Source organism: Streptomyces sp. URMC 129, from assembly GCF_051386415.1.
Classification (GTDB): Bacteria; Actinomycetota; Actinomycetes; order Streptomycetales; family Streptomycetaceae; genus Streptomyces.
In genome coordinates this window covers 1-20,235 of the sequence record NZ_JBPQTQ010000121.1, presented here as the reverse complement: position 1 = coordinate 20,235, position 20,235 = coordinate 1, and the positions used below count along the sequence as shown (strand labels likewise).

17 protein-coding genes are annotated in these 20,235 nt (G+C 71.9%); 8 read left to right on the top strand and 9 right to left on the bottom strand.

The features are described 5' to 3' along the window. From ACSNOC_RS22100 to ACSNOC_RS22080, 5 genes are all read left to right on the top strand, one after another. Nucleotides 1-214 (top strand): phosphopantetheine-binding protein (locus ACSNOC_RS22100; protein WP_436749277.1); only part of this gene is annotated, 214 nt, incomplete at its 5' end. A 648-nt stretch (nt 215-862) separates the two neighbouring features. Beyond that, nucleotides 863-2,206 carry an NAD(P)/FAD-dependent oxidoreductase gene (locus ACSNOC_RS22095; protein WP_436749276.1) on the top strand — a complete coding sequence of 448 codons (1,344 nt, stop codon included), beginning with the start codon at nt 863-865 and terminating at the stop codon, nt 2,204-2,206. 76 nt (nt 2,207-2,282) lie between these two features. Then, the gene (locus ACSNOC_RS22090; protein ID WP_436749275.1) at nt 2,283-4,154 is read left to right on the top strand and encodes a 2-oxoacid:acceptor oxidoreductase subunit alpha; all 1,872 of its coding nucleotides are present in this window, start codon (nt 2,283-2,285) and stop codon (nt 4,152-4,154) included. Next, nucleotides 4,138-5,190, top strand: a complete 1,053-nt coding sequence (locus ACSNOC_RS22085) for a 2-oxoacid:ferredoxin oxidoreductase subunit beta (protein WP_436749274.1) — start codon at nt 4,138-4,140, stop codon at nt 5,188-5,190. Before ACSNOC_RS22090 ends, ACSNOC_RS22085 begins: the two co-directional genes overlap by 17 nt. Nucleotides 5,191-5,466: 276 nt before the next feature. After that, nucleotides 5,467-7,350 (top strand): helix-turn-helix domain-containing protein, encoded by a 1,884-nt coding sequence (locus ACSNOC_RS22080; protein ID WP_436749273.1) that lies wholly within the window; start codon nt 5,467-5,469, stop codon nt 7,348-7,350. A 50-nt stretch (nt 7,351-7,400) separates the two neighbouring features. Here ACSNOC_RS22080 and ACSNOC_RS22075 read toward each other — a convergent pair whose 3' ends face one another. Continuing rightward, complete coding sequence (locus ACSNOC_RS22075) at nt 7,401-8,627, bottom strand: IS701 family transposase (RefSeq protein WP_436749272.1); 1,227 nt, start codon at nt 8,625-8,627, stop codon at nt 7,401-7,403. Nucleotides 8,628-9,077: 450 nt separating this feature from the next. Between ACSNOC_RS22075 and ACSNOC_RS22070 the strand changes: the two genes are divergently transcribed. After that, a complete protein-coding gene (locus tag ACSNOC_RS22070; RefSeq protein WP_436749271.1) occupies nt 9,078-10,943 on the top strand; it encodes an outer membrane protein assembly factor BamB family protein in 1,866 nt (621 codons plus the stop codon). A gap of 134 nt (nt 10,944-11,077) precedes the next feature. Beyond that, nucleotides 11,078-11,722: a TetR family transcriptional regulator gene (locus ACSNOC_RS22065; RefSeq protein ID WP_436749270.1), complete on the top strand. Its 645-nt coding sequence runs from the start codon at nt 11,078-11,080 to the stop codon at nt 11,720-11,722. 458 nt (nt 11,723-12,180) lie between these two features. On the opposite strand, the gene ACSNOC_RS22060 is transcribed toward ACSNOC_RS22065, so the two are convergent. The 5 genes from ACSNOC_RS22060 to ACSNOC_RS22040 form a co-directional block, all read right to left on the bottom strand. Continuing rightward, nucleotides 12,181-12,519: a histone-like nucleoid-structuring protein Lsr2 gene (locus tag ACSNOC_RS22060; protein ID WP_436749269.1), complete on the bottom strand. Its 339-nt coding sequence runs from the start codon at nt 12,517-12,519 to the stop codon at nt 12,181-12,183. Between the two features lie 425 nt (nt 12,520-12,944). After that, a complete protein-coding gene (locus ACSNOC_RS22055) occupies nt 12,945-13,382 on the bottom strand; it encodes a MarR family winged helix-turn-helix transcriptional regulator (protein WP_436749268.1) in 438 nt (145 codons plus the stop codon). An 84-nt stretch (nt 13,383-13,466) separates the two neighbouring features. Then, complete coding sequence (locus tag ACSNOC_RS22050; RefSeq protein WP_436749267.1) at nt 13,467-13,841, bottom strand: CBS domain-containing protein; 375 nt, start codon at nt 13,839-13,841, stop codon at nt 13,467-13,469. A gap of 71 nt (nt 13,842-13,912) precedes the next feature. Continuing rightward, nucleotides 13,913-15,319, bottom strand: coding sequence for a DEAD/DEAH box helicase (locus ACSNOC_RS22045; protein ID WP_436749266.1), 1,407 nt, complete (start codon nt 15,317-15,319; stop codon nt 13,913-13,915). Between the two features lie 278 nt (nt 15,320-15,597). Further along, entirely contained in the window at nt 15,598-15,801 is a 204-nt protein-coding gene (locus tag ACSNOC_RS22040) for a cold-shock protein (protein WP_436749265.1), read from the bottom strand. A 362-nt stretch (nt 15,802-16,163) separates the two neighbouring features. On the opposite strand from ACSNOC_RS22040, the gene ACSNOC_RS22035 reads away from it, so the two are divergent. Beyond that, nucleotides 16,164-16,958 carry an SGNH/GDSL hydrolase family protein gene (locus ACSNOC_RS22035; protein WP_436749264.1) on the top strand — a complete coding sequence of 265 codons (795 nt, stop codon included), beginning with the start codon at nt 16,164-16,166 and terminating at the stop codon, nt 16,956-16,958. A gap of 50 nt (nt 16,959-17,008) precedes the next feature. On the opposite strand, the gene ACSNOC_RS22030 is transcribed toward ACSNOC_RS22035, so the two are convergent. From ACSNOC_RS22030 to ACSNOC_RS22020, 3 genes are all read right to left on the bottom strand, one after another. Further along, entirely contained in the window at nt 17,009-18,322 is a 1,314-nt protein-coding gene (locus tag ACSNOC_RS22030) for a HAMP domain-containing protein (protein WP_436749263.1), read from the bottom strand. Next, nucleotides 18,319-19,098, bottom strand: a complete 780-nt coding sequence (locus ACSNOC_RS22025) for a response regulator transcription factor (RefSeq protein WP_436749262.1) — start codon at nt 19,096-19,098, stop codon at nt 18,319-18,321. Before ACSNOC_RS22025 ends, ACSNOC_RS22030 begins: the two co-directional genes overlap by 4 nt. Nucleotides 19,099-19,195: 97 nt before the next feature. After that, nucleotides 19,196-20,104, bottom strand: a complete 909-nt coding sequence (locus tag ACSNOC_RS22020) for a sulfotransferase domain-containing protein (RefSeq protein WP_436749261.1) — start codon at nt 20,102-20,104, stop codon at nt 19,196-19,198. Nucleotides 20,105-20,235 lie beyond the last annotated feature (131 nt).

The window sequence follows — 20,235 nt, the reverse complement described above, 5'->3', positions numbered from 1 at the left end:
GGCGGGGGGTGTGGACGCGGACACCCCGTTGCTGGAGTGGGGGATCTTGAACTCGATGAACACGGCGAAGCTGTTGACGTTCGTGCGGGAGGAGCTGGGGGTGGAGGTGCCGGTGACGCGTATCACGGGCCGGGACTTCGGTTCCCTGCGCGCGATCACCGACCTGGTCCACTCCCTGGGGCCCACCCGCGCGACATCCCCCGCCCGGGACTGACCACCGGCCCCGTTGGGGCTGCCGCTTCGGGCTCGGGTCTCCGGTCCTCGCCTCGTGTCCCTGTCCGGTGTGCGTCCCGGGTCCGGGTTGCCGGTTCGGGTTCTCCGGCGGGGAGTGATCAGGGGGCGCGGGTGGCCGGTCCGGGCCGGGGTCTTTCGGTTCCCCGTCCGGTGCCCGTCTCCGGTCCGGGTCGGGATCGCGGACCGGGGCTGGCGGTCAGGGCTCCTGGCCCGGGTCACCGGTCCGGGGGGTCTGGTTCCGGTTCCCGGTTCCGGTGTCCGCCTTCTGTCCGGGTACCGATCCGGGGCTGCCGGGTTGGGGTCTCCGGGTCCGCACGCCGGTCCCCGGTCCCCGGTCCTCGGTCCTCGGTCCTGGTCGGGGTTCCCCGTCCGGGTTGATCGCTCCGGGGTTCGGGCTGCGGGTTGGTGGTGGGGGCTCGCGTCTCCGGTCCCGGTCCCCGTCTCCCGTGTTCGGGCTCTCGGTCCCGGTTGCCGGGTCGGGTTCTCGGTCCGGGGGTTCGGGGTCGCGGGTTGGGGCTTGTGTGTCCTGGCCCCGGCTTGCTGTTCGTGATCTTTGTCCCGTGTGCCGTCCGGGCTCGCGGGTTGTCGGTTCGGGTTTGTCGGTTGTTCGAGTAGGAGGGTTGTGGTGGTGGAGAAGAGTTTTGATGTGGGGATCATCGGGGGCGGGCCGGCGGGGTCGACGGCTGCGTCGTATCTGGCCGCGGCGGGACTGAAGGTGGTGGTGTGCGAGGCGGAACAGTTCCCGCGTGAGCATGTGGGGGAGTCACTGGTACCGGCCACGACACCGGTCCTGGCGGAGATCGGGGCGTTCGAGAAGGTCGAGGCGGCCGGTTTCCCCCGCAAGTACGGCGCGGCATGGACCTCCGCGGATTCCGGCCCCTCGGACAAGATGGGCTTCACCGGCCTGGACCACGACTTCCGCGCCGCGGAGATCATGTTCAACGAACGGACCCAGAGCGGGGTCCACCGCGACTACACCTTCCACGTCGACCGCGGCAGGTTCGACCAGCTGCTCCTGGACCACGCCCAGTCCCTGGGCGCCACCGTCCGCCAGCAGACCCGCGTCCACCGCGTCGACTTCGACGGCCCCCACCCCGTCCTGCACACCACCGGGGACGGGCACCGCCAGGACATCGGCGTCGGCATGGTCGTCGACGCCAGCGGACGCCGCACCCAGCTGGGCACCCAGCTGAAGGTCAAGCAGGCCGACCCGGTGTTCAACCAGTACGCCATCCACACCTGGTTCGACAACTTCGACCGCAAGGCCCTGGCCGTCAACACCGAGCAGTCCGACTTCATCTTCATCCACTTCCTGCCCGTCATCGACACCTGGGTCTGGCAGATCCCGATCACCGACACCATCACCTCCATCGGCGTCGTCACCCAGAAAGCACGCCTGAAAGCGTCCAAGGACAACCTGGAGGACTTCTTCTGGGACACCCTGGCCAGCCGCCCCGAGCTCCACCGGGCCCTGAAGAACGCCGACCAGGTCAAACCCCTGAAGACCGAGGGCGACTACTCCTACGCCCTGACCCGGATCTGCGGCGACAACTTCCTCATGATCGGCGACGCCGCCCGCTTCGTGGACCCCATCTTCTCCAGCGGCGTCAGCGTCGCCCTCAACAGCGCCCGCATCGCCGCCAAGGACATCATCGCCGCCCACCACGCCGGGGACTACTCCAAGAAACGCTTCGACACCTACGAAGCCACCCTCCGCCGCGGCGTCAACAACTGGTACGAATTCATCTCCATCTACTACCGCCTCAACATCCTGTTCACCGCCTTCGTCCAGGACCCCCGCTACCGCCTCGACGTCCTCAAAATGCTCCAGGGCGACGTCTACGACGACGAAGAACCCAAAGCCCTCACCGCCATGCGCACCATCGTCAAAGCCGTCGAAGACGACCCCACCCACCTCTGGCACCCCTACCTCGGCTCCCTCAAAGCCACCACCGCCAAAGCCATGTTCTGAAACGGGTGACGTTGCCACCGCCGGGGACGCCCGCCGGATCGCCGGGGGTCCCCGCCACGGCACAGGAAGGGCCAGCATGTCCGACCCAACGGCCCCCGGGGCCACGCGACTCGACAGCCTTGTCATCCGGTTCGCCGGGGATTCCGGCGACGGCATGCAGCTCGCCGGGGAACGATTCACCGACGAGACGGCGGAATTCGGCAACGACGTGGCGACGCTGCCGAACTTCCCCGCCGAGATCCGCGCACCGGCGGGAACCCTGCCCGGGGTTTCGAGCTTCCAGCTTCATTTCGCCGATCACGACATCGCCACCCCGGGGGACACCCCGGACGTCCTGGTGGCCATGAACCCGGCGGCACTCAAGGCCAACCTCGCCGATCTGCCGCACGGCGCCTCCCTCATCGTCGACAGCGACGAGTTCACCCGTCGCGCGCTCACCCGGGTGGGATACGAGGGGAATCCGCTCACGGACGGCTCCCTGAACGAGTGGCGCCTGCACGCCGTCCCCGTGACCAGCCTGACCGTGGGCGCCCTTTCCGGATTCGCCGGGATCTCCAAGAAGGAGGCGGAGCGGGCCAGGAACATGTTCGTCCTGGGGCTGCTGAGCTGGCTCTACCAGCGGCCGACGAGCGGCACGATCGGCTTTCTGCGGCGGAAATTCGGCAGGCGCCCGGAGATCGCCGAGGCCAACGTCGCGGCGTTCCGCGCGGGCTGGAACTTCGGGGAGACGACCGAGTCGTTCGCCGGCGTCTACGAGGTGCGCCCCGCCGTCCAGGAGCCCGGGCGCTACCGGAACATCTCGGGCAACGCGGCCCTCGCCTACGGCCTGATCGCCGCGTCCCGGCTGACCGCGTTGCCGCTGTTCCTCGGCTCGTACCCGATCACGCCGGCCAGCGACATCCTGCACGAACTGGCCCGCCACAAGCGCTTCGGGGTGCGGACCTTCCAGGCGGAGGACGAGATCGCCGCGGCGGGAGCGGCACTCGGCGCGGCGTTCGGCGGGGCGCTCGGCGTGACGACGACCTCGGGGCCCGGCATGGCGCTGAAGTCCGAGACCATCGGGCTCGCGGTCGCCGCCGAACTGCCGCTGATCGTCGTCGACGTCCAGCGCGCCGGGCCCTCCACCGGCATGCCCACCAAGACCGAGCAGGCCGACCTGCTGATGGCGGTCTTCGGCCGCAACGGCGAGTCGCCCGTGCCGGTGCTGGCTCCCGCGACCCCGGCGGACTGCTTCGACGTCGCCGTCGAGGCCGCGCGCATCGCGACCCGCTACCGGACCCCGGTGATCGTGCTGTCCGACGCCTACCTCGCCAACGGCTCCGAGCCGTGGCGGCTGCCGGAGACGTCGGCGCTGCCGGACCTCACCGTCTCGTTCGCCACCGAACCCAACGGCGCGAACGGGACGTTCCTCCCCTTCCGGCGCGACCCCGTGACGCTGGCGAGGCCCTGGGCGGTGCCCGGCACCCCGGGGCTCGAACACCGGATCGGCGGTCTGGAGAAGGCCGAGACGACCGGCGCCATCTCCTACGACCCCGGCAACCACGACCGGATGGTCGCCGTCCGGCAGGAGCGGATCGACGCCATCTCCCGCGACATCCCGCCCCTGGCCGTCGACGACCCGGACGGTGCGGCGCGGGTGCTCGTGCTCGGCTGGGGGTCGACCTACGGCTCCATCACCGCCGCGGTGCGGCGGGTGCGCGCGGCCGGAGGCCGCGTCGCCCAGGCCCACCTGCGGCACCTCAACCCGCTGCCGGCCGGCGTCGGTGACGTGCTCGGCTCCTACCGGCGGGTGCTCGTACCGGAGATCAACCTCGGCCAGCTCTCGCTGCTGCTCAAGCGCCGGCTGACCGCGGACCTGACGGGCTACAACAAGCTGCGCGGCCTGCCCTTCAAGGTGGAGGAGCTGACCGCGGTGATCCAGGACGTGATCGATGACCTACGTGACTGAACCGGCGGGCCCGCGGACGCTGCCCGTACTGAAGGCCAAGGACTTCAAGTCGGACCAGCAGGTCCGCTGGTGCCCGGGCTGCGGCGACTACGCGATCCTGGCCGCGGTGCAGGACCTCCTCCCCCAGCTGGGCATACGCCGGGAGGACACCGTCTTCGTGTCCGGCATCGGCTGCTCCTCCCGCTTCCCCTACTACATGAACACCTACGGGTTCCACTCCATCCACGGCAGGGCGCCGGCCATCGCGACCGGCCTGGCCGCGTCCCGGCCCGACCTGTCCGTGTGGGTGATCACGGGCGACGGCGACGCGCTGTCGATCGGCGGGAACCACCTCATCCACGCGCTCCGGCGGAACGTCAACCTCAACATCCTGCTGTTCAACAACCGCATCTACGGGCTGACCAAAGGGCAGTTCTCCCCCACCTCGGAGGCGGGCAAGATCACCAAGTCCACGCCGCTGGGCTCGCTCGACCGGCCGTTCAACCCGGTGTCGCTCGCGCTCGGCGCCGAGGCCACCTTCGTGGCCCGGGCCGTCGACTCCGACCGCGCGCACCTCCAGGACGTCCTGCGGGCCGCGGCGGCGCACGACGGCGCCTCGTTCGTCGAGATCTACCAGAACTGCAACATCTTCAACGACAACGCCTACGCCCCGCTGAAGGACCCGGCGACCCGCGACGACGTCACGCTGCGTCTGGAGCACGGGCGGCCCATCGCCTCGCGGGCGTTCGCCGTCCGCGCGGGGGCGCGCGGCGGCATCGAGGTGGTCCCCCGCGACAGCGTGGCGGAGGACGAGATCCTGGTCCACGACACGCGCCACGAGGATCCCTCGCACGCCTTCATGCTCTCCCGGCTCGACCAGCCGGCCTTCGCCCACGTGCCGGTCGGGATCTTCCGGGCCGTCGAACGGCCCTCCTACGGACGGCTGATGGCCGACCAGATCCACCGGGCCGTGGCCGAGGAGGGACCCGGGGAGCTGGCGGAGCTGCTCGCCTCGGGGCACACCTGGCTGGTCCCGGAGCGAACGGCGAGCGCCTGACCGGGCCAGGCCGGGCCGGGGGGGAGCTGGGCCGTCCGGTCGACCCGCGGGGCCGCGCCCCGCGGGTCCCCCGCCTGTTCACGGGCGGCGGATCCCGAAAGGAATCGGGGAATTCTCCGGGGCGGCATCCCGGACCTGATAATTTGCTTGACTCCGCACAGACGGACTCCGTAGCTTCCTCGGATGGGTGGTTGACCGCCGTACGTCCGAACCGCCCGCAGGGGGAAGGGAAAACGGACCGTGTGCACGACCGGCCATGAAGCGGAGACCGATTCCGTGGCTTTAGGCATGCTCGAACTCCTGGCCCGGGAAGCACCGGTCGAGGAGCTCGACAAGCTGGTGAGAAACGCTCTGCGGGAGGACATCCCGCAGGAGTGCGCCGAGGCGCTGGAGCGGGCCAGACGACTCAGCCTCACCGTCTACGCGCGATTCGGCCGCCGGTTTCGCCGTGACGCCAATTTCACGACCTTTATCCAGGTCGTGCAGGAGCTGGTCCGCCCCACGGAGCTGCACGCGGCTCTGCACACCCTGACCCGCCAGGTCAGGAGAGCCCTTGATCTGGACATGACCTTCGTGGCGCTGCCCTACGGCGAGCCGGGAAAGTGCCGTGTGCTGGCGGCCGACGGCGTGGGGGCGGCTCAGCTGACGGGCCTGTCGATTCCGGCCGGCCCCGGCTATCCGGGCACCGACCCGCTGGTCGCCGTGCCGCCGATGTGGACCCCGGACTACCGTCGCGACGAGCGCTTCAGCGGCTGCTTTCTCCTCAACGGAGTGCTGAGCGACGAGGGCCTCAAGGCGGCCGTCTCGATGCCGCTGCGCCACGGTCCCAAATGGCTCGGCGTGCTCAACGGGGCCAACCTCGGTGTGCGGCACTTCACGCAGGAAGAGATCCATCTGCTCGACAGCCTGGCGGAGCTGGCCGGGCTCGTGATCGAGAAGATCCAGCTCAGCGCGCAGAACACAGCCACCGCCAACGAACTCGCGGACCGGCGGCGGGTGGCGGCCGAGCAGGAGACGGCCCCCGGGGCGGGCGACGTCTACCCCCGCCTGCTCGACGCGGTGCTCGGCGGCTGCGACCTGGGCGCGCTGGTCGACCGGACGGCCCAGCTCCTCCACGGCCCGCTGGCGGTGTTCTCGGCGGACGGCACGGTCCTCGCCGCGTCGCCGGGCGAGCCGGCCGGTACCGACGCGGCCATGGCGGCAGTCGTCGGCGCCCAGGGCGCGCACCAGCCGCTGCCGCTGCCGGACGGCGGCTGGGCGGTACCGGTCCGCGCGGGGAACCGGCACCTGGCGACCGTGCTGGTGCGCCCCTACCGTCACCTGCCCGACCGGGAGCAGACACTGAGCGCGGTGGCGCGCGTCGTCGCCGTGGTGCTGCTCCAGCAGCGGCCCTCGGACGTCACCGACGAGGAGCGGAGGCGGGAGGAGCTGCTCGCGCGGCTGCTGGAGGACCCCCGGCACGTCAAGGGCGTCGACGCCTGCCTGCGCCGGCTGCGCATCGATCTCGGCCGGCCCCACCTGCTGCTGCTCACCCACACGGGCGGCGGAGGGGAGCCGAAGGTCTCCTTCTGGGCCGCCTCGTACGCCCGCCGGCGCAACGGCCTGATGCACGAGGCCAACGGGTGTGTGACCCTGCTCCTCCCCGGCCAGGACCCGGACGCCGCGGCCCAGGAGGTGTTCGAGGAGCTGACCCGGGTGCTCGGCCGCCCGGTCACCGTCACCGGCACCGGGCCGGTGTCCGGGGCGAGCGACATCGCCCTGCGCCACCGCGAGGCGCGGCTGTACCTGGACGCCATGATCACCCTGGGCGTCACCGGACGGCCCGCCTCGGCACGGGAGCTGGGCTCCCTGGGGCTGCTGCTCGGGCGGCGGGCCGACGTGAGCGAATTCATCGACTCGGTGATCGGCCCGGTGATCGACTACGACCGGCAGCGTTTCACCGACCTGACGCAGACCCTCGACACCTACTTCGACGTCGGGCAGAACAACACCAGGACCGCCGAGTCCCTGCATGTGCACCCGAACACGGTGGCCCGCAGGCTGGAGCGGGTCGGCGCGCTGCTGCGCGCCGACTGGCAGCAACCCGACCGGCTCCTGGAGATCCAGCTGGCCCTGCGGCTCAACCGGCTCAGGAACGGACTGTCCGCCCCCGACGCCTGATCACCCGCACCGTCGGCCGCGGGGGCCCGCACCGCCCCGCCACTCCCGTGTCACGCGTGCCACGTCGCGCCGTCCGGGAGTCCCGGCGGTCCCTCCCCGGTGTTCCGGAGGACGGAGACGGCGTGGGCCGCGGACGCCAGCGTGACGTGGCGGTGCCAGCCGCCGTAGGAGCGTCCCGCGAAGTCCCGGATGCCCCGCCGGTCGGCGACCTCCCTGAAGTCGTGTTCCACCCGGCCGGTGAGGCGTGTCAGCCGGACCAGGGCGGAGATCCGCGCCGTGGTCATGGTGGTGAGCCACAGCTCTCCGGGCCAGAACCCGGGGGCGTATCTCAGGCCCAGCAGCAGCAGTTCCCCCGCTTCCCCGCCGCGTCGCACCGCGGGTGACAGGGAGACGCGGGCGACGGTGGCCAGCGTGGTCCGCGTCGTCCGGGCGTCGACCTGGTCCCACGCCACCGGCCGCAGCCGCGGGCGCGCCGCGGCGAGGATCTCGGACGCCGACTGGGAGAGGCCGCCGCGGCCGGGCGCGCCCGGGTCCTGGGCGAGCAGCCGCAGGCTGCTGTCGACCCGGGCCAGGAACGGCATGCCGGAGGCGAGGAACCGGCGCAGCGTGGCGGACTGGCCCAGGTACCGCGCGTCGACCACGGCCGGGCAGCCGGGCAGTCCCCACTCCGTGGCGGTCTCCAGGCAGGCGGCGACGGCGAGGTCCGCCTGGGTGCCGGTGCCGAGGCCGTCCGGGATCGACGCCTGACGCCGCCGCTGGGCGTCGTGGAGCCACTGCGCCGACAGGTACAGCCGCCAGTTGACGGGGCAGCTCAGCTCCTCCCCCGCGGCCCAGACGCCGATGGCCTCCTGGGCGTTGAGCACCTGGCCGAGGTCGGGGAAGAACCGCCGGTCGACGCCGACCGAGTTCTCCCCCGCCTTCGGGATGAGCATCGGGTGCACCACCCACGCCTGCGGCGGGCGGACGCCCGCCATGTACTGGGCCAGGGCACGACGGACCGGGGTCCAGTCCCAGGGCGAGTCGCACACGAAGTGGTGCAGGCTCTGCTCGGAGGCCGCGCCGCCCAGCGTGGCGGCGATGGTCCGGATCGACTTCCTGCCCTGGACGCGCAGCAGGCCGCGGATGTAGTCCATGCCCCGTCTGCGCTGGTCGCTGCGGGGCAGCGAGGCGAACAGCACGTGACTCAGCTCGCCGAGCGCAAGGTCCTCGCTCCAGCCCGCCCCGGACGTCGGCGTGTCGGACGGGGTGTCCGTGTCGATCAGCGCCGTTCCCCTCATGGTGCCCCCGCTCGTGAGAAGCGTAGTTGATCCGCTCTCTACGGTCGCCGGACCAGTGGTCCGGCGCCTAGGTCTGGTCGGCACCCGCCTGAGGGCATTGATGGTGACCGGGAAACTGCCCCCCTGGAGGTGTGCGGGGAAGCCGTGCCGGTGCGAACGGGACGTGCGGTGTGACAGCGCCACCCGGGGCCGATGCGCCCGCCACACCGGCGGGGGCGGCTCTCCCGCAGCAGGTCAGCGGCCGACTTGACGGACTCTGTGCGGACCTGACGGAGTACGGCAGGGGCTGTTGGCCCGTTCGGGCACGCGGCGCAGGATCGATCGGGTGCCCATGAGGGGGACCTAGCCATGGAGACGAAACCACCTATGGAAAGAGCCGGGGCCACCACGCGACGCAGGGAAATCCCGACCGTACATGCTTCGCTTTGCCTGGATTGACGGGGGTCGTCTATGGAACTGACCAATCGCACGACGCGCATCACCTACATACCCGGGACCGGACTCCTGGCCGGCGATGTGGTCGGCTGCATTCACCTCCTCGACGACAATCTGCGACCGCTGATGTCCTCGCCCGTGACCTATGCGGGGCAGCCCATCCGCGACCTGACGGTGCGGGACCGGTGGGTGGTGGGGCGGGACCGCAAGGGCGGCCTGGCCAAGTGGTCGCTGGACAATCTGGATCTCACGGACTACCTCGACGCGGGTGCCATGGGCGGCGCCGCGCCGGCGCCGTTCGAGCCGGTGGCCGACCAGCGGATGACCCAGTGGAACGACCGCGTCTACATCAGTGAGTCCTGCGGCACCCTGACCGTGCTGGACGCGGAGACGTTCTCGGTGGAGACGGTGCTCCGCTCCGTCGTCGGCGGGGGTCCCATCGCCTCGCTGTGCACCGAACACCCCAGTGTCCACACGCTGACCGACGGCGGCGGCCGGGTGTTCCTCGGGTCGCTGGCCACCATGCGGTTTCCCACGGTGTCCCACCTGGGCGACCGCCGGATGCGCCGCATCCGCTACGACGCGCGCCACGACAGGTTCTGGGTGGTCGGGTACGACGAGAGCGCGCCGTTCGGCCTGCGGCACATCGTGGTCCTGCTGACCCCGGACGGTGCCGTGGAGTACGAGATGCCGTTCTCCCGCTTCGAGCCGAGCTTCCTGGAGTTCTCCCCGGACGCCAGCCATGTGTACGCCGGCGGGGCCGAGGGGCTGCTGCACGTCATCGACAACACCCTGCCGACACCGAGGCTGCTGAAGACGGTGGGCGGCTTCCCCCACCAGTTGACCGATCTCGCCGTGGGCGGCGACGGCAGCCTGTTCGTCCTGACCCTCTCCAACGAGCTGGTGCGGATCGACTCGGACCTCGACTGCGTCCAGGCCCACGCTCCCGTCCTGCGCCAGGGCGCCTCCGACCTCGCGCACGCGCCCGACGACGAGAGCCGGATCTACTGCGCCACCGACGACGGCGTCTCGGTGCTCCGGGTGCTGCCGACCGACGCGGGCGTGCCCTGCCTGGTCGAGGCCGAACGCCACCCGACCCGCCACGGGATGACCCGCCGGGTGGTGGGCCTGCCCGGCGGCTATGCGGCGATCGGCCAGAAGGCGGTGGTCTTCCGGGCGGACAGCACGGGCAAGCCGCTGTGGTCCGTGTCGCTGGACGACGCCGGGTTCAGCCTGGCCGCGTCCGCCGACCACGGGCGGCTGCTGGTCGGCACCGGAGTCGGCGGCATCGAGCTGGAGGCCGCCACGGGCTCGGTCGTCGACCGGCTGACGCTGGACGGGGTACCGCTGTCGGCGGGGGCCTACGGCGCGGCCGGCGAACGGATCCTGGGCAACCAGGACGGCACGGTGTGCGCCTTCGCCGCCGACTCGGCCGAGGAGCTGTGGTGGCTGGACACCGGCGAGCCGGTCCAGCGCATCTGGTTCCGGGACGGCACGGTCTACCTGTGCGGCCGGCGGGAGCTGGTGGCGTTCAGCCCGGAGGAGGGCGTGGTCACCGGCCGGTGGGTCTGCGCGTGCGGGGTCACCGCGGCGCTGGTCCTCGGCGACCTGGTCCATCTGGCCTGCGCGGAAGGCGAGTTGCACACCTACGACCGGCCCGGCGGCCGTCCGCTGGGCGTGGTCGGCCGGCTCCCCGACCTCCCGCGGAGCCTGACCGCGCTGACGGACGAGGACGGACGCACGCACCTGGTGGCCGGGGGGCGCGGCGGCTATCTGTGCACCTACGCGCTCTCCCCCGCCGGACTGCCGGTCCGCCTGCGCGACACCTACCTCGCCCGCCGCGGCGGCCAGTCCTTCCCCCTTCCCCTCGAATGGGCCTAGAGGCCGTGTTCGAAGAGGCCGCCCTCGCCGGGCACCGGTCGCCGGGTGTTCGGGTGGGCTGACACCCCCCGGGGGGGCACCTCCGACTCACTAGCTGGTATTACACTCACTAGTGAATTTTTGGAGGTGTCGCGGTGTCCCACAGCCCGGACGAGGCCAGCACGTTCACCCCACCGCGGACTGCGGTGCGCAGATCGCCGCCGGCGCGGCGCACCGGCCGGCGTCCCGGTGAGAGTCTGAGCCGGGAGGCGATTCTTCAGGCTGCCCGCGAACTCTTCGCCGATCAGGGGTTCGCGGGCACCACGGTGCGTGCCATCGCGCGCAAGGCCAGCGTCGATCCCGCCCTCGTGCACTACTTCTTCGCCAACAAGGAAGGCGTGTACGAGGCGGTGGTGGAGGACGCCATCCACCTGATGGACGCCCTGGCGTCCGTCTTCGACGGCGGCAGCGAGCAGTTCGCCGAGCGGCTGGTCCCCGCCTACCTGGAGCTGTGGGAGGGCGAGAACGGCGGTTCGCTGGCCGCGATGTACCGCACCGCCATGGCGCGCGGCCCGGAGGACCCGGTGGCCGCGCGCCTGCAGCCGGACCGGATCATCGACCGGATGGCCGCGGCGATGGGCGGCAGGGGCGCCCGGCTGCGGGCCGCCCTGATCCTGTCGCTGCTGCACGGCGTCGTGGTGGAACGGCATGTGCTGAAGCTCGATCCGCTGGCCACCGCGAACCTCAAGCAGGTGGCGCGCTGGCTGACGCCGTCGGTCCAGGCGCTGGTCAATCCCTGACGGGACCGGGAGCGGCCGGGAGGGGCGTTCGCGTCCCCCCTCGGGCCCCGGCGAGAAACTCCGGGCCCGGCGGGTGAGGTGCCGCCTTCCCGCGTCCCTGTGCGGGGATTCCGCCCTGCCGGGAAACGGCCTCCGGCCGGGAAGAGACTCCTCCGCCCCACCCCCGCCGAACCCCGACATTCCCGGCAATTGCCCGCACCGAGCCGGCCGGTTCGCATCCGAATTCCGTGAGCGCGGAATCACCGCGCCGGTTTCTCCCGGTCGAACAGTTCGTCAGCTCCACCGTCTTTGTCTCACCCCGGTGAGGGATCTGCATCCGCCCCGTGCGGGGCGCGCGCCGACCCGTTCACTCACCGGTCGTGATGGCGCGACCACGGCCCCGTACCCTCGCGGGAAAAAATCCGGCCCCCTTCTTCGGGGAAGGAGGCCGGTATCGGAATGAGGAGGGCGCGGACGGGTCAGTGGGCCTTCTCATAGGCTTCCCGGACTTCGGCCGGGACTCGGCCGCGTTCGCTGACCTGGAAGCCGTTCTCCTTCGCCCACTCCCGAATCCGGGCGGAGTCCTGGGAAGCGCTCGGCGTCGCCCGCTTGGCGGCGGTGCCGGTCCGCGGCGTGCGGCCCGTCTTCCGCCCCGCGTCGATGAAGGGACCCAGGGCCTCGACGAGCTTGTCGTAGGAGTCGCCGGTGAGGTCGATCTCGTAGTTCACGCCGTCGAGGGAAAAAGTGTGGGTACCGACATCCTCGGCTTCCGCCCCGGTGAGGTCATCGGTGTAGACAGTGACAACTTTCTTGGCCATGCCGGGGAGTATAAGGCCGACGCGGGTGCCGCCGACAACCCTGTGAAGAAATTCATGCGGCATCACCGACTTCTCGCATTCGCACGGCCGCGGTACTGATGTTCCCGGCCTCGCCCCGGGAGAGACGGCATCGGCATGACGCCGGGGACGGCCCACCGCGATGAACGGGAATCGGTGGGGTCGTCGGCGCCGCTTCGTCCCGGGCATTGCCGGGCCCTTTGTGTTCCCGCCGAAGACCCGCGGATATAGCGACCGGGCATCCCGGCACCGGGTGTTCCGGCATCGGATTCCGGATCCCCCCGCACGCTCGCGGGGCGGGGACGGCCCCCGCCGGGGCCCGGCCGCTCAGGAGATTCGCCGCGCGGACGCGGCTCGGCGCGAAGGAGGCGTTCCCGACGGAGAAAGCCGGATATCCCGCCTCGCCTTCACCGGGTTTCCCCGGCCCTCGGCAGGGACTGGGCGTTGTCCGTGATCCGGAGCAGGCAGGTGAGCAGTTCGCGCACCCGGTCCTCGCCCAGGCCGGCGGTCAGGCGCTTCTCCAGGCCGCGCAGTTCCTCCTCGACCGGGCCGCGCAGCGCGCGTCCGGCGTCGGTGAGGTGGAGCCGCACCAGGCGGTGGTCGTGGGCGTCGCGGCGGCGGGTGACCAGGCCCGCCGCGGTCATGCGGTCGGCCGTCCGCACGACGGTGGGGGTCGTGACGTCGACCGCGGACGCGATCGCGCCCGGGGTCTGGCCGTCACGCTCCCACAGCGCCGCCAGCACAAGGTTCTGCCCGAGGTACAGGCCGTGCCGCCGCAGCGCGGCGTCCGTGGCGGCACGGACCGACTTGGCGGCGTACAGATACACGCCCATGAACTCGCTCACGGCCCACCTCCGGCACTCCGGCGGCCGGGGCCGCGTTCAGCGCCGCATCCTAGCCCTGACGGCCGGTGACGGGGGCGGGGTCCGTCAGCGGGCGAGGGCGAGGACGCCCAGGGCGTATCCGTCGTCGTCGACGACGGGCGAGTCGCACAGCCGCCGGTCCCGCATGGCGCGCTCGGCGTCGTGCAGGGGCGTCGCGGAGCGGGTGAACGGTCCCTGGTCGTGGACGATGTCCCGCAGGCGGGTCCGTTCCGCGTACCAGGGGTCACCGGCGGTGACGGTGAGCTGGGCCCGCGTCACCAGTCCCGTGCACCGGCCGTCACCGTCGCAGATGATCAGGTGCCCGACCCGGGCACCGTCGAGGACGGACAGGGCGACGTCGACGGTCATGTCCTCCCAGACCCGCGGGCCGACGGAGCCGAGGGCGTCGCCCGCTGTCCTGGTGCAGCAGGCCGGTTCCACGGGATGTGCGTGATGCGGCGGCAAGCGGTCCTCCGGGGTGGAAGGGGTGAGGGGGCCGAGGCGTTCGTTCGTCAGCGCGCCGTCCGCGCCCGGGTCCGCGCCGGGGAGCGTCGCGCGGGGGCCGGGGCGCTGATGGTGAGGGGTATCCCCGAGGGGGTCCGGGCGCCGGTGATGCGGCTCAGCTCGGGCTCGCCGGGGCGGACCTGCGCGGTGCGCGGGGTAATGCCCGCGGCGGCCATCAGGCGGGTCACCTCGCGCCGCTGGCCGGGCAGGACCAGGGTGACGACGATGCCGGACTCCCCCGCGCGGGCGGTGCGACCGCCGCGGTGCAGGTAGTCCTTGTGGTCGCCGGGCGGGTCGACGTTGACGACGAGGTCGAGGTCGTCCACGTGGATGCCGCGGGCCGCGACGTTGGTGGCCACCAGGACGCTGACATGGCCGGCCTTGAACCAGGCCAGAGTGCGGGTGCGCTGCGCCTGCGACTTGCCGCCGTGCAGGGCCGCGGCACGCACGCCGTTGTGCAGGAGATGCCTGGTCAGCCGGTCGACGGCGTGCTTGGTGTCCAGGAACATGATCACCCGGCCGTCGCGGGCGGCGATCTCGGTGGCGGCGGCTTCCTTGTCGGTCTGGTGCACGTGGAGCAGGTGGTGCTCCATCGAGGTCACCACGCCGGCGGCGGGGTCCACCGAATGGACCACCGGGTCGTTGAGGTACCGGCGGACCAGGAGGTCGACGTTGCGGTCGAGGGTCGCCGAGAAGAGCATCCGCTGGCCGTCGGGGCGCACCTGGTTGAGCAGCGCGGTGACCTGCGGCAGGAAGCCCATGTCGGTCATCTGGTCGGCCTCGTCGAGGACGGTGACGGCGACCTGGTCGAGGCGGCAGTCGCCGCGCTGGACGAGGTCCCGGAGCCGTCCGGGGGTGGCGACGACGATCTCCGCGCCGTCGCGCAGCGCGTTGGTCTGCCGGCGGATCGACACGCCGCCGACGACCGTGGTCATGCGCAGCCGCACGGCCCGGGCGTACGGGGCGAGCGCGTCCGTCACCTGCTGCGCCAGCTCGCGGGTGGGCACCAGGACCAGCGCCAGGGGCGCGCGGGACTCCGCGCGGCGGCCCGCGGTCCGGGCCAGCACGGCCAGGCCGAAGGCGAGGGTCTTGCCCGAGCCGGTGCGTCCCCGGCCGAGGGCGTCGCGGCCGGCGAGCGTGTTGGGCAGCGTGGCGGCCTGGATGGGGAAGGGCGCGGACAGGCCCTCGGAGCGGAGCGCCGCGAGCAGCGGCGCGGGCATCGCCAGCTCGGCGAACGACTCCACGGGGGGCAGCGCCGGGGAGGCGGTGACCGGGAGCGCGAATTCGCCGTGTGGGGCGGTCGTGCGGTGCCTGGGGGCGGCGGCGCGGCCGGGGGCACGGCCCCGGCGGCCGGCGGCGCCGGACCCGGCGCCGGTGTGGGTGGTGCGGCTGTGCGAACGAGCCGTACGGTTCAAGACGAACCTTCCTCGATGCGGCACGTTTCGAGGAATTCCGGGCAGCGGTGAGCCGCGGGCAAGAATCGCAAGAACGAACCGGCGAAAAGATGAAGCGCGGTGCAGAGGAGCTGTTCTCCTCCGTGTACCGCGAGAGAACAATCAGAGTGGGTGTCGGCCGTCGCGCCCGGCCGGGGACGGCCCGGCCGTGAGAGAAGCGCGGAAACACGACGGGCTGGGGCCGCACACCAAGGTGCGAGCCCCAGCCACTACTACGCGTAAGCGTTCAAGTGTCGGCGTCAGATGACGACGATGTTCTCCGCCTGCGGGCCCTTCTGGCCCTGCGTGACGTCGAAGCTCACTCGCTGGCCTTCCTGAAGCTCGCGGAAGCCCTGGGCGGCGATGTTCGAGTAGTGGGCGAAGACGTCAGCGCCGCCACCCTCCTGCTCGATGAAGCCGAAGCCCTTTTCCGCGTTGAACCACTTCACGGTGCCAGTAGCCATGTCATATCTCCTTCGGGGCAGTGCCCGGAGTCACACTGTGCGAGTCCGGTGTCGCCGCGATGATTGCCCCGTCCGGAAAGCACCGGAAACACAAAAATGATCTCGCCGTCAAGAGAAACGGCAAGGGCATCTGAGATTTTGGGAACCACAACTGCAACTTGATTCGACAGTAGCACAGGGAAGCGCGGTCACCAATTCCCCGGGGGGTGGACGGGGCCGCGTCCGGGACCGGGGGCGGGCGCGCGGGCGGCGGGCCGGTGGACCGCGCGTGTCCGGCGGGGAAATCTTTGACATGGACACTTCTGGTTCGCGGGGTTGCTTGGTACAACGGTTGCCGCAGCGATCCTGCGAATGGAGGTTCCGTGAGACGCACCCGGTCCCTGTCAGCGGTCACCGCGCTGATCCTCACCTTCTTACTGGCACTCATCGGCACGGGCCCGGCTCAGGCGGCCGGGCCCGCCTACGTGGCCCTCGGCGACTCGTACTCCGCGGGGAACGGCGCCGGCGGCTACATCAGCTCCAGCGGCGACTGCCACCGCAGCAACAACGCCTACCCGGCGCGGTGGGCCGCCGCGCACGGCCCGTCCTCGTTCGCCTTCCCCGCCTGTTCCGGCGCCCGGACCACCGATGTGACCACCTACCAGCTCGGCGCGCTGAACGCGTCCACGGGGCTGGTCAGCATCACCGTCGGCGGCAACGACGCCGGCTTCTCCGACGTCATGACGACCTGCGTGACCGGCACCGAGAGCGCCTGCCTCAGCCGCGTCAACACGGCGAAGAGCTACATCAGCAACACGCTCCCCGGCCGGCTCGACACGGTGTACCGGGCCATCCGCTCCCGAGCCCCCAACGCCCGCGTCGTCGTCCTGGGCTACCCCCGCATGTACATCGAGCCGTCGTGGTGGTGCCCCGGCATCGGCGAGACCAAGCGCGAGGCCATCAACGACGCCGCCGACCTGCTCAACTCCGTCATCTCCGCGCGCGCGTCCGCCCACGGGTTCGCCTTCGGCGACGTGCGGACCACCTTCTCCGGTCACGAACTGTGCTCCGGCGACGACTGGCTCCACGACCTGGCCTACCCGTCCTGGGAGTCGTACCACCCCACCTCCCTCGGCCACGCCAACGGCTACCTGCCCGTCCTGCAGGCCAAGGACTGACCGAGCGGCCCGGCGCCGGGCGAGGTCCGGCGCCGGGCCCGGGGGGCCGCTCAGCCCAGCTCGTAGACGGTGACGCCGTCGATGGTGGTGGGGGTGAAGTTCTCCGCCACCCAGGCCGAGATCCGGGCCGCCTCGGTCTCCGTCTCCCCGGCCGGTCCGGGGAGGCCGTCCGGGCCGTAGGCGGCCGTCAGGCCGCCGCCCTCGACGAAGTAGTGGACGCGGCCGGCGCTCACCAGCTGCCGGAACCGCTCCAGGGTCGGGGACGGGTCCGTGCCGTTGAAGCCGCCGAGGGGCATGACCGGTTCCCCGGTGGCGAGTTGATAGCCCGAGGCGCTCTGCGCGCCGGTGACCGCGGCGACCCAGGTGTAGGAGTCGCTGTCCTCCTCCAGCGCGGCGGTCAGCTCGGCTCCGGGGGCACTGCTGGTGAGCAGGCCGCCCGTTCCCCCGGGGCTCCCCTGTCCGCCGCCGGTGACCACGGCGGGACCGGTCCCGCCCGGCGGCGTGCCGGGGGTGTCCGGGCCGATGACCACCGCCTGGCCCGCCGTGCCACCCGGCATGTCCGGCCCGTGCCGGGCGGCCAGGGCGGCGGCGACGTGGTCCAGGAGCCGGTTGAGCGAGGCCCCGACCTGGCCGACCTCGGTGCGCGGGTCGGTGTCGGCGGCGGGGACCCGTTCCAGCGCCCCGACCTCGCCCTCGTGCAGGTTCTGTCCGGAGACCCGCAGGGCCGTCCCGGCGACGCGGCGCAGGGGGCGCAGCGACAGTCTGACGACGCCGGCGAGCGCCGGCCCGGCGACGATCAGGCCGGCGCCGGCGACCACCACTTCCACCACGACGACCTGCCCGACGGCGTCCTGGAGCGCGGACATGGGCACGCCGGTCACCACCGTGTCGGACAGCCCGTCGTGGTCCATGTCCCCCGCGACCGAGATCAGCCGGTAGTCGCCGAGTCCGGGCACCGAGCGGGTGTGCGGGGCGCCGTCCCGTGGCGTGCCGAGGACGGCGGCGGTCTGCTCCTCGGTGAGCGGCTCGACCGTCGCGGGGATGCCGCCGTCGAGGACCCCGGCGGCCACGGTTCCGTCGTCCTGGACGCGGACACCGAGGACCCGCGGGTCGAGGCCGGGCGTCCTGAGGAAGTCGAGACCGGTCGGTCCCGTGGGCTGCTCGCCGAGGTCGACGAAGAAGACGGAGGCGCCCGCCCGTTGTCCCGCGTCGTACACGCGCTGGTCCAGCTGGTCCATCAGGAAGGCGCGGATGGTCACCGTGCTCACCACGGCGATGATCGCGAGCACGGCGCCGAGCACCGCGATCGAGGAGGCCACCAGCCGGGCGCGCAGCGGGCGCCCGCGCCACCATCGCGGGGTCACGGCAGCGGGGCGGACGCCGGTTTGAGGACGTAGCCCACGCCGCGCCTGGTGTGGATCATGGGCTCGCGTCCGGCGTCGATCTTGCGGCGCAGGTAGGAGATGTACAGCTCCACGACGTTCGCCTGGCCGCCGAAGTCGTAGGACCACACCCGGTCGAGGATCTGCGCCTTGCTGAGCACGCGGCGCGGGTTGCGCATCAGGAAGCGCAGCAGCTCGAACTCGGTGGCCGTCAGCTCGACGGCCTCCCCGGCGCGGTGCACCTCGTGGGTGTCCTCGTCCAGCGTCAGGTCGCCCACCACGAGCAGCGAGCCGGGCCGGGCGGAGGCCGCGCCGGACCGCCGCATCAGGCCGCGCAGCCGGGCGACGACCTCCTCCAGGCTGAACGGCTTGGTGACGTAGTCGTCGCCGCCGGCCGTGAGTCCGGCGATCCGGTCCTCGACGGCGTCCTTGGCGGTGAGGAACAGCACGGGCAGGTCGGGGGCGTCCGCGCGGATCCGGTGCATGAGCCGGAGGCCGTCGAGGTCGGGCAGCAGGACGTCCAGCACGGCGGCGTCCGGCCGGAACTCCCGGGCGGCGCGCACGGCGTCCGCCCCGTTCCCCGCGGTGCGGACGTCCCAGCCCTCGTAGCGCAGCGCCATGGCCAGCAGGTCGGCCAGTGACGCCTCGTCGTCGACGACGAGGACCCGCAACGGGCTCCCGTCGGCCCGCCGGAGCCCGCCCGTCGCGGGGTACGGGCGGGGCGGGACGGCGGCGGTGTCGGCGGCGGTCGTGGTCATGGCACGTCACGCTGCGGGCGGAGTCTGAGCGTTCGCTGAGAGTTCCCTGTGAACTGCCTGTGAATCAGCGGACGTCCCGAGGGCGGCACGGCAACTTCTATGCGCTGCGGGTCAGCCAGGCCCGCAGGTCGGCGGGGAGAGCCTCGACCGCGGCGTGGTAGAGGGCCATGTCGTCGTCGGTGAAGACGCCGCGCCACTGGCCGTTCCGGCCCTTGTGGAAGAACTGGAAGCCGGAGAGGGGGTCCTCGGTCTGGCTCGCGGCGAGGATCTCCCGCTGACGGGTCTTCATGTCGGAGAAGGTGCAGGCCGCGACGAGCTCGGGCCAGATCGACTCGTCGACGGGGATGTCGAGGAAGGCGCTGACGCGGCGCATCTCCCGGTCGAGGTCGTCCAGCATGTCCTGGAAGTGCAGGAAGAGGATGTTGGGCCGGTCGCGGTGCTCCCACCAGGACTCCAGGTGGCGGGTGGCCGAGTTGAACGGCCAGCCGTTCGTCTCCCAGGGGAAGGTGCCGCGGGTGAAGTAGGCGCGCCAGTACTCGCGGAGATCCTCGGGCACCTTGGGGTGGATGGGGGTGTGCACGTCGTCGCCGACGGGGCCGCGCGGGGGCCCGCCGGCCAGGCCGTTCATGCCCAGCGCGTGGTTGTGGGCGGACACGGCGGCGTCGCGGAGGTCGCGGCCGACGATCAGGTAGGAGACCTCCGCGTAGATCGGTAACGCGTCCATGGGCAGGTGGGTCTTGATGAACCGCCGGTGCCGCTGCCGGTCCAGGGTCTCCAGCATCTCGTCCAGGGGGTAGAACACGCAGTCGAGCCACGGGCTGATCTCCATGAGCCGTCCGGGCAGCTCGGTGCTCTGGAAGACCAGGACGGAGGTGATGCGCTGGGTCCATGTGGTGCCCACCTTGGGCGGCGTGGAGATGACGATGTCGCCGGGGCGCGGCTCGTACCGCTCCCAGTGGGTGCTGTCCGCGAAGTAGGAACGGTACGGACGCGAAGGTTCACTCACAGGCTTCATGCGGGGATTGTTCACCGTTCCGGCCCGGTCGACGCCAGGGGCGGGAATCCCCCGCCCCGCGCACGCGTATTCTCCGCCAGTCGGCCACACGAGGGAAGCGGGGCGGGGGGGCAGGTCAGTGG

Coding starts and splice junctions, on each gene's coding strand:
- ACSNOC_RS22085 (WP_436749274.1), top strand. CDS start 4,138: ATGACCTACGTGACTGAACCGGCGGGCCCGCGGACGCTGCCCGTACTG.
- ACSNOC_RS22075 (WP_436749272.1), bottom strand. CDS start 8,627: ATGAGGGGAACGGCGCTGATCGACACGGACACCCCGTCCGACACGCCG.
- ACSNOC_RS22025 (WP_436749262.1), bottom strand. CDS start 19,098: ATGACCACGACCGCCGCCGACACCGCCGCCGTCCCGCCCCGCCCGTAC.
- ACSNOC_RS22090 (WP_436749275.1), top strand. CDS start 2,283: ATGTCCGACCCAACGGCCCCCGGGGCCACGCGACTCGACAGCCTTGTC.
- ACSNOC_RS22060 (WP_436749269.1), bottom strand. CDS start 12,519: ATGGCCAAGAAAGTTGTCACTGTCTACACCGATGACCTCACCGGGGCG.
- ACSNOC_RS22070 (WP_436749271.1), top strand. CDS start 9,078: ATGGAACTGACCAATCGCACGACGCGCATCACCTACATACCCGGGACC.
- ACSNOC_RS22040 (WP_436749265.1), bottom strand. CDS start 15,801: ATGGCTACTGGCACCGTGAAGTGGTTCAACGCGGAAAAGGGCTTCGGC.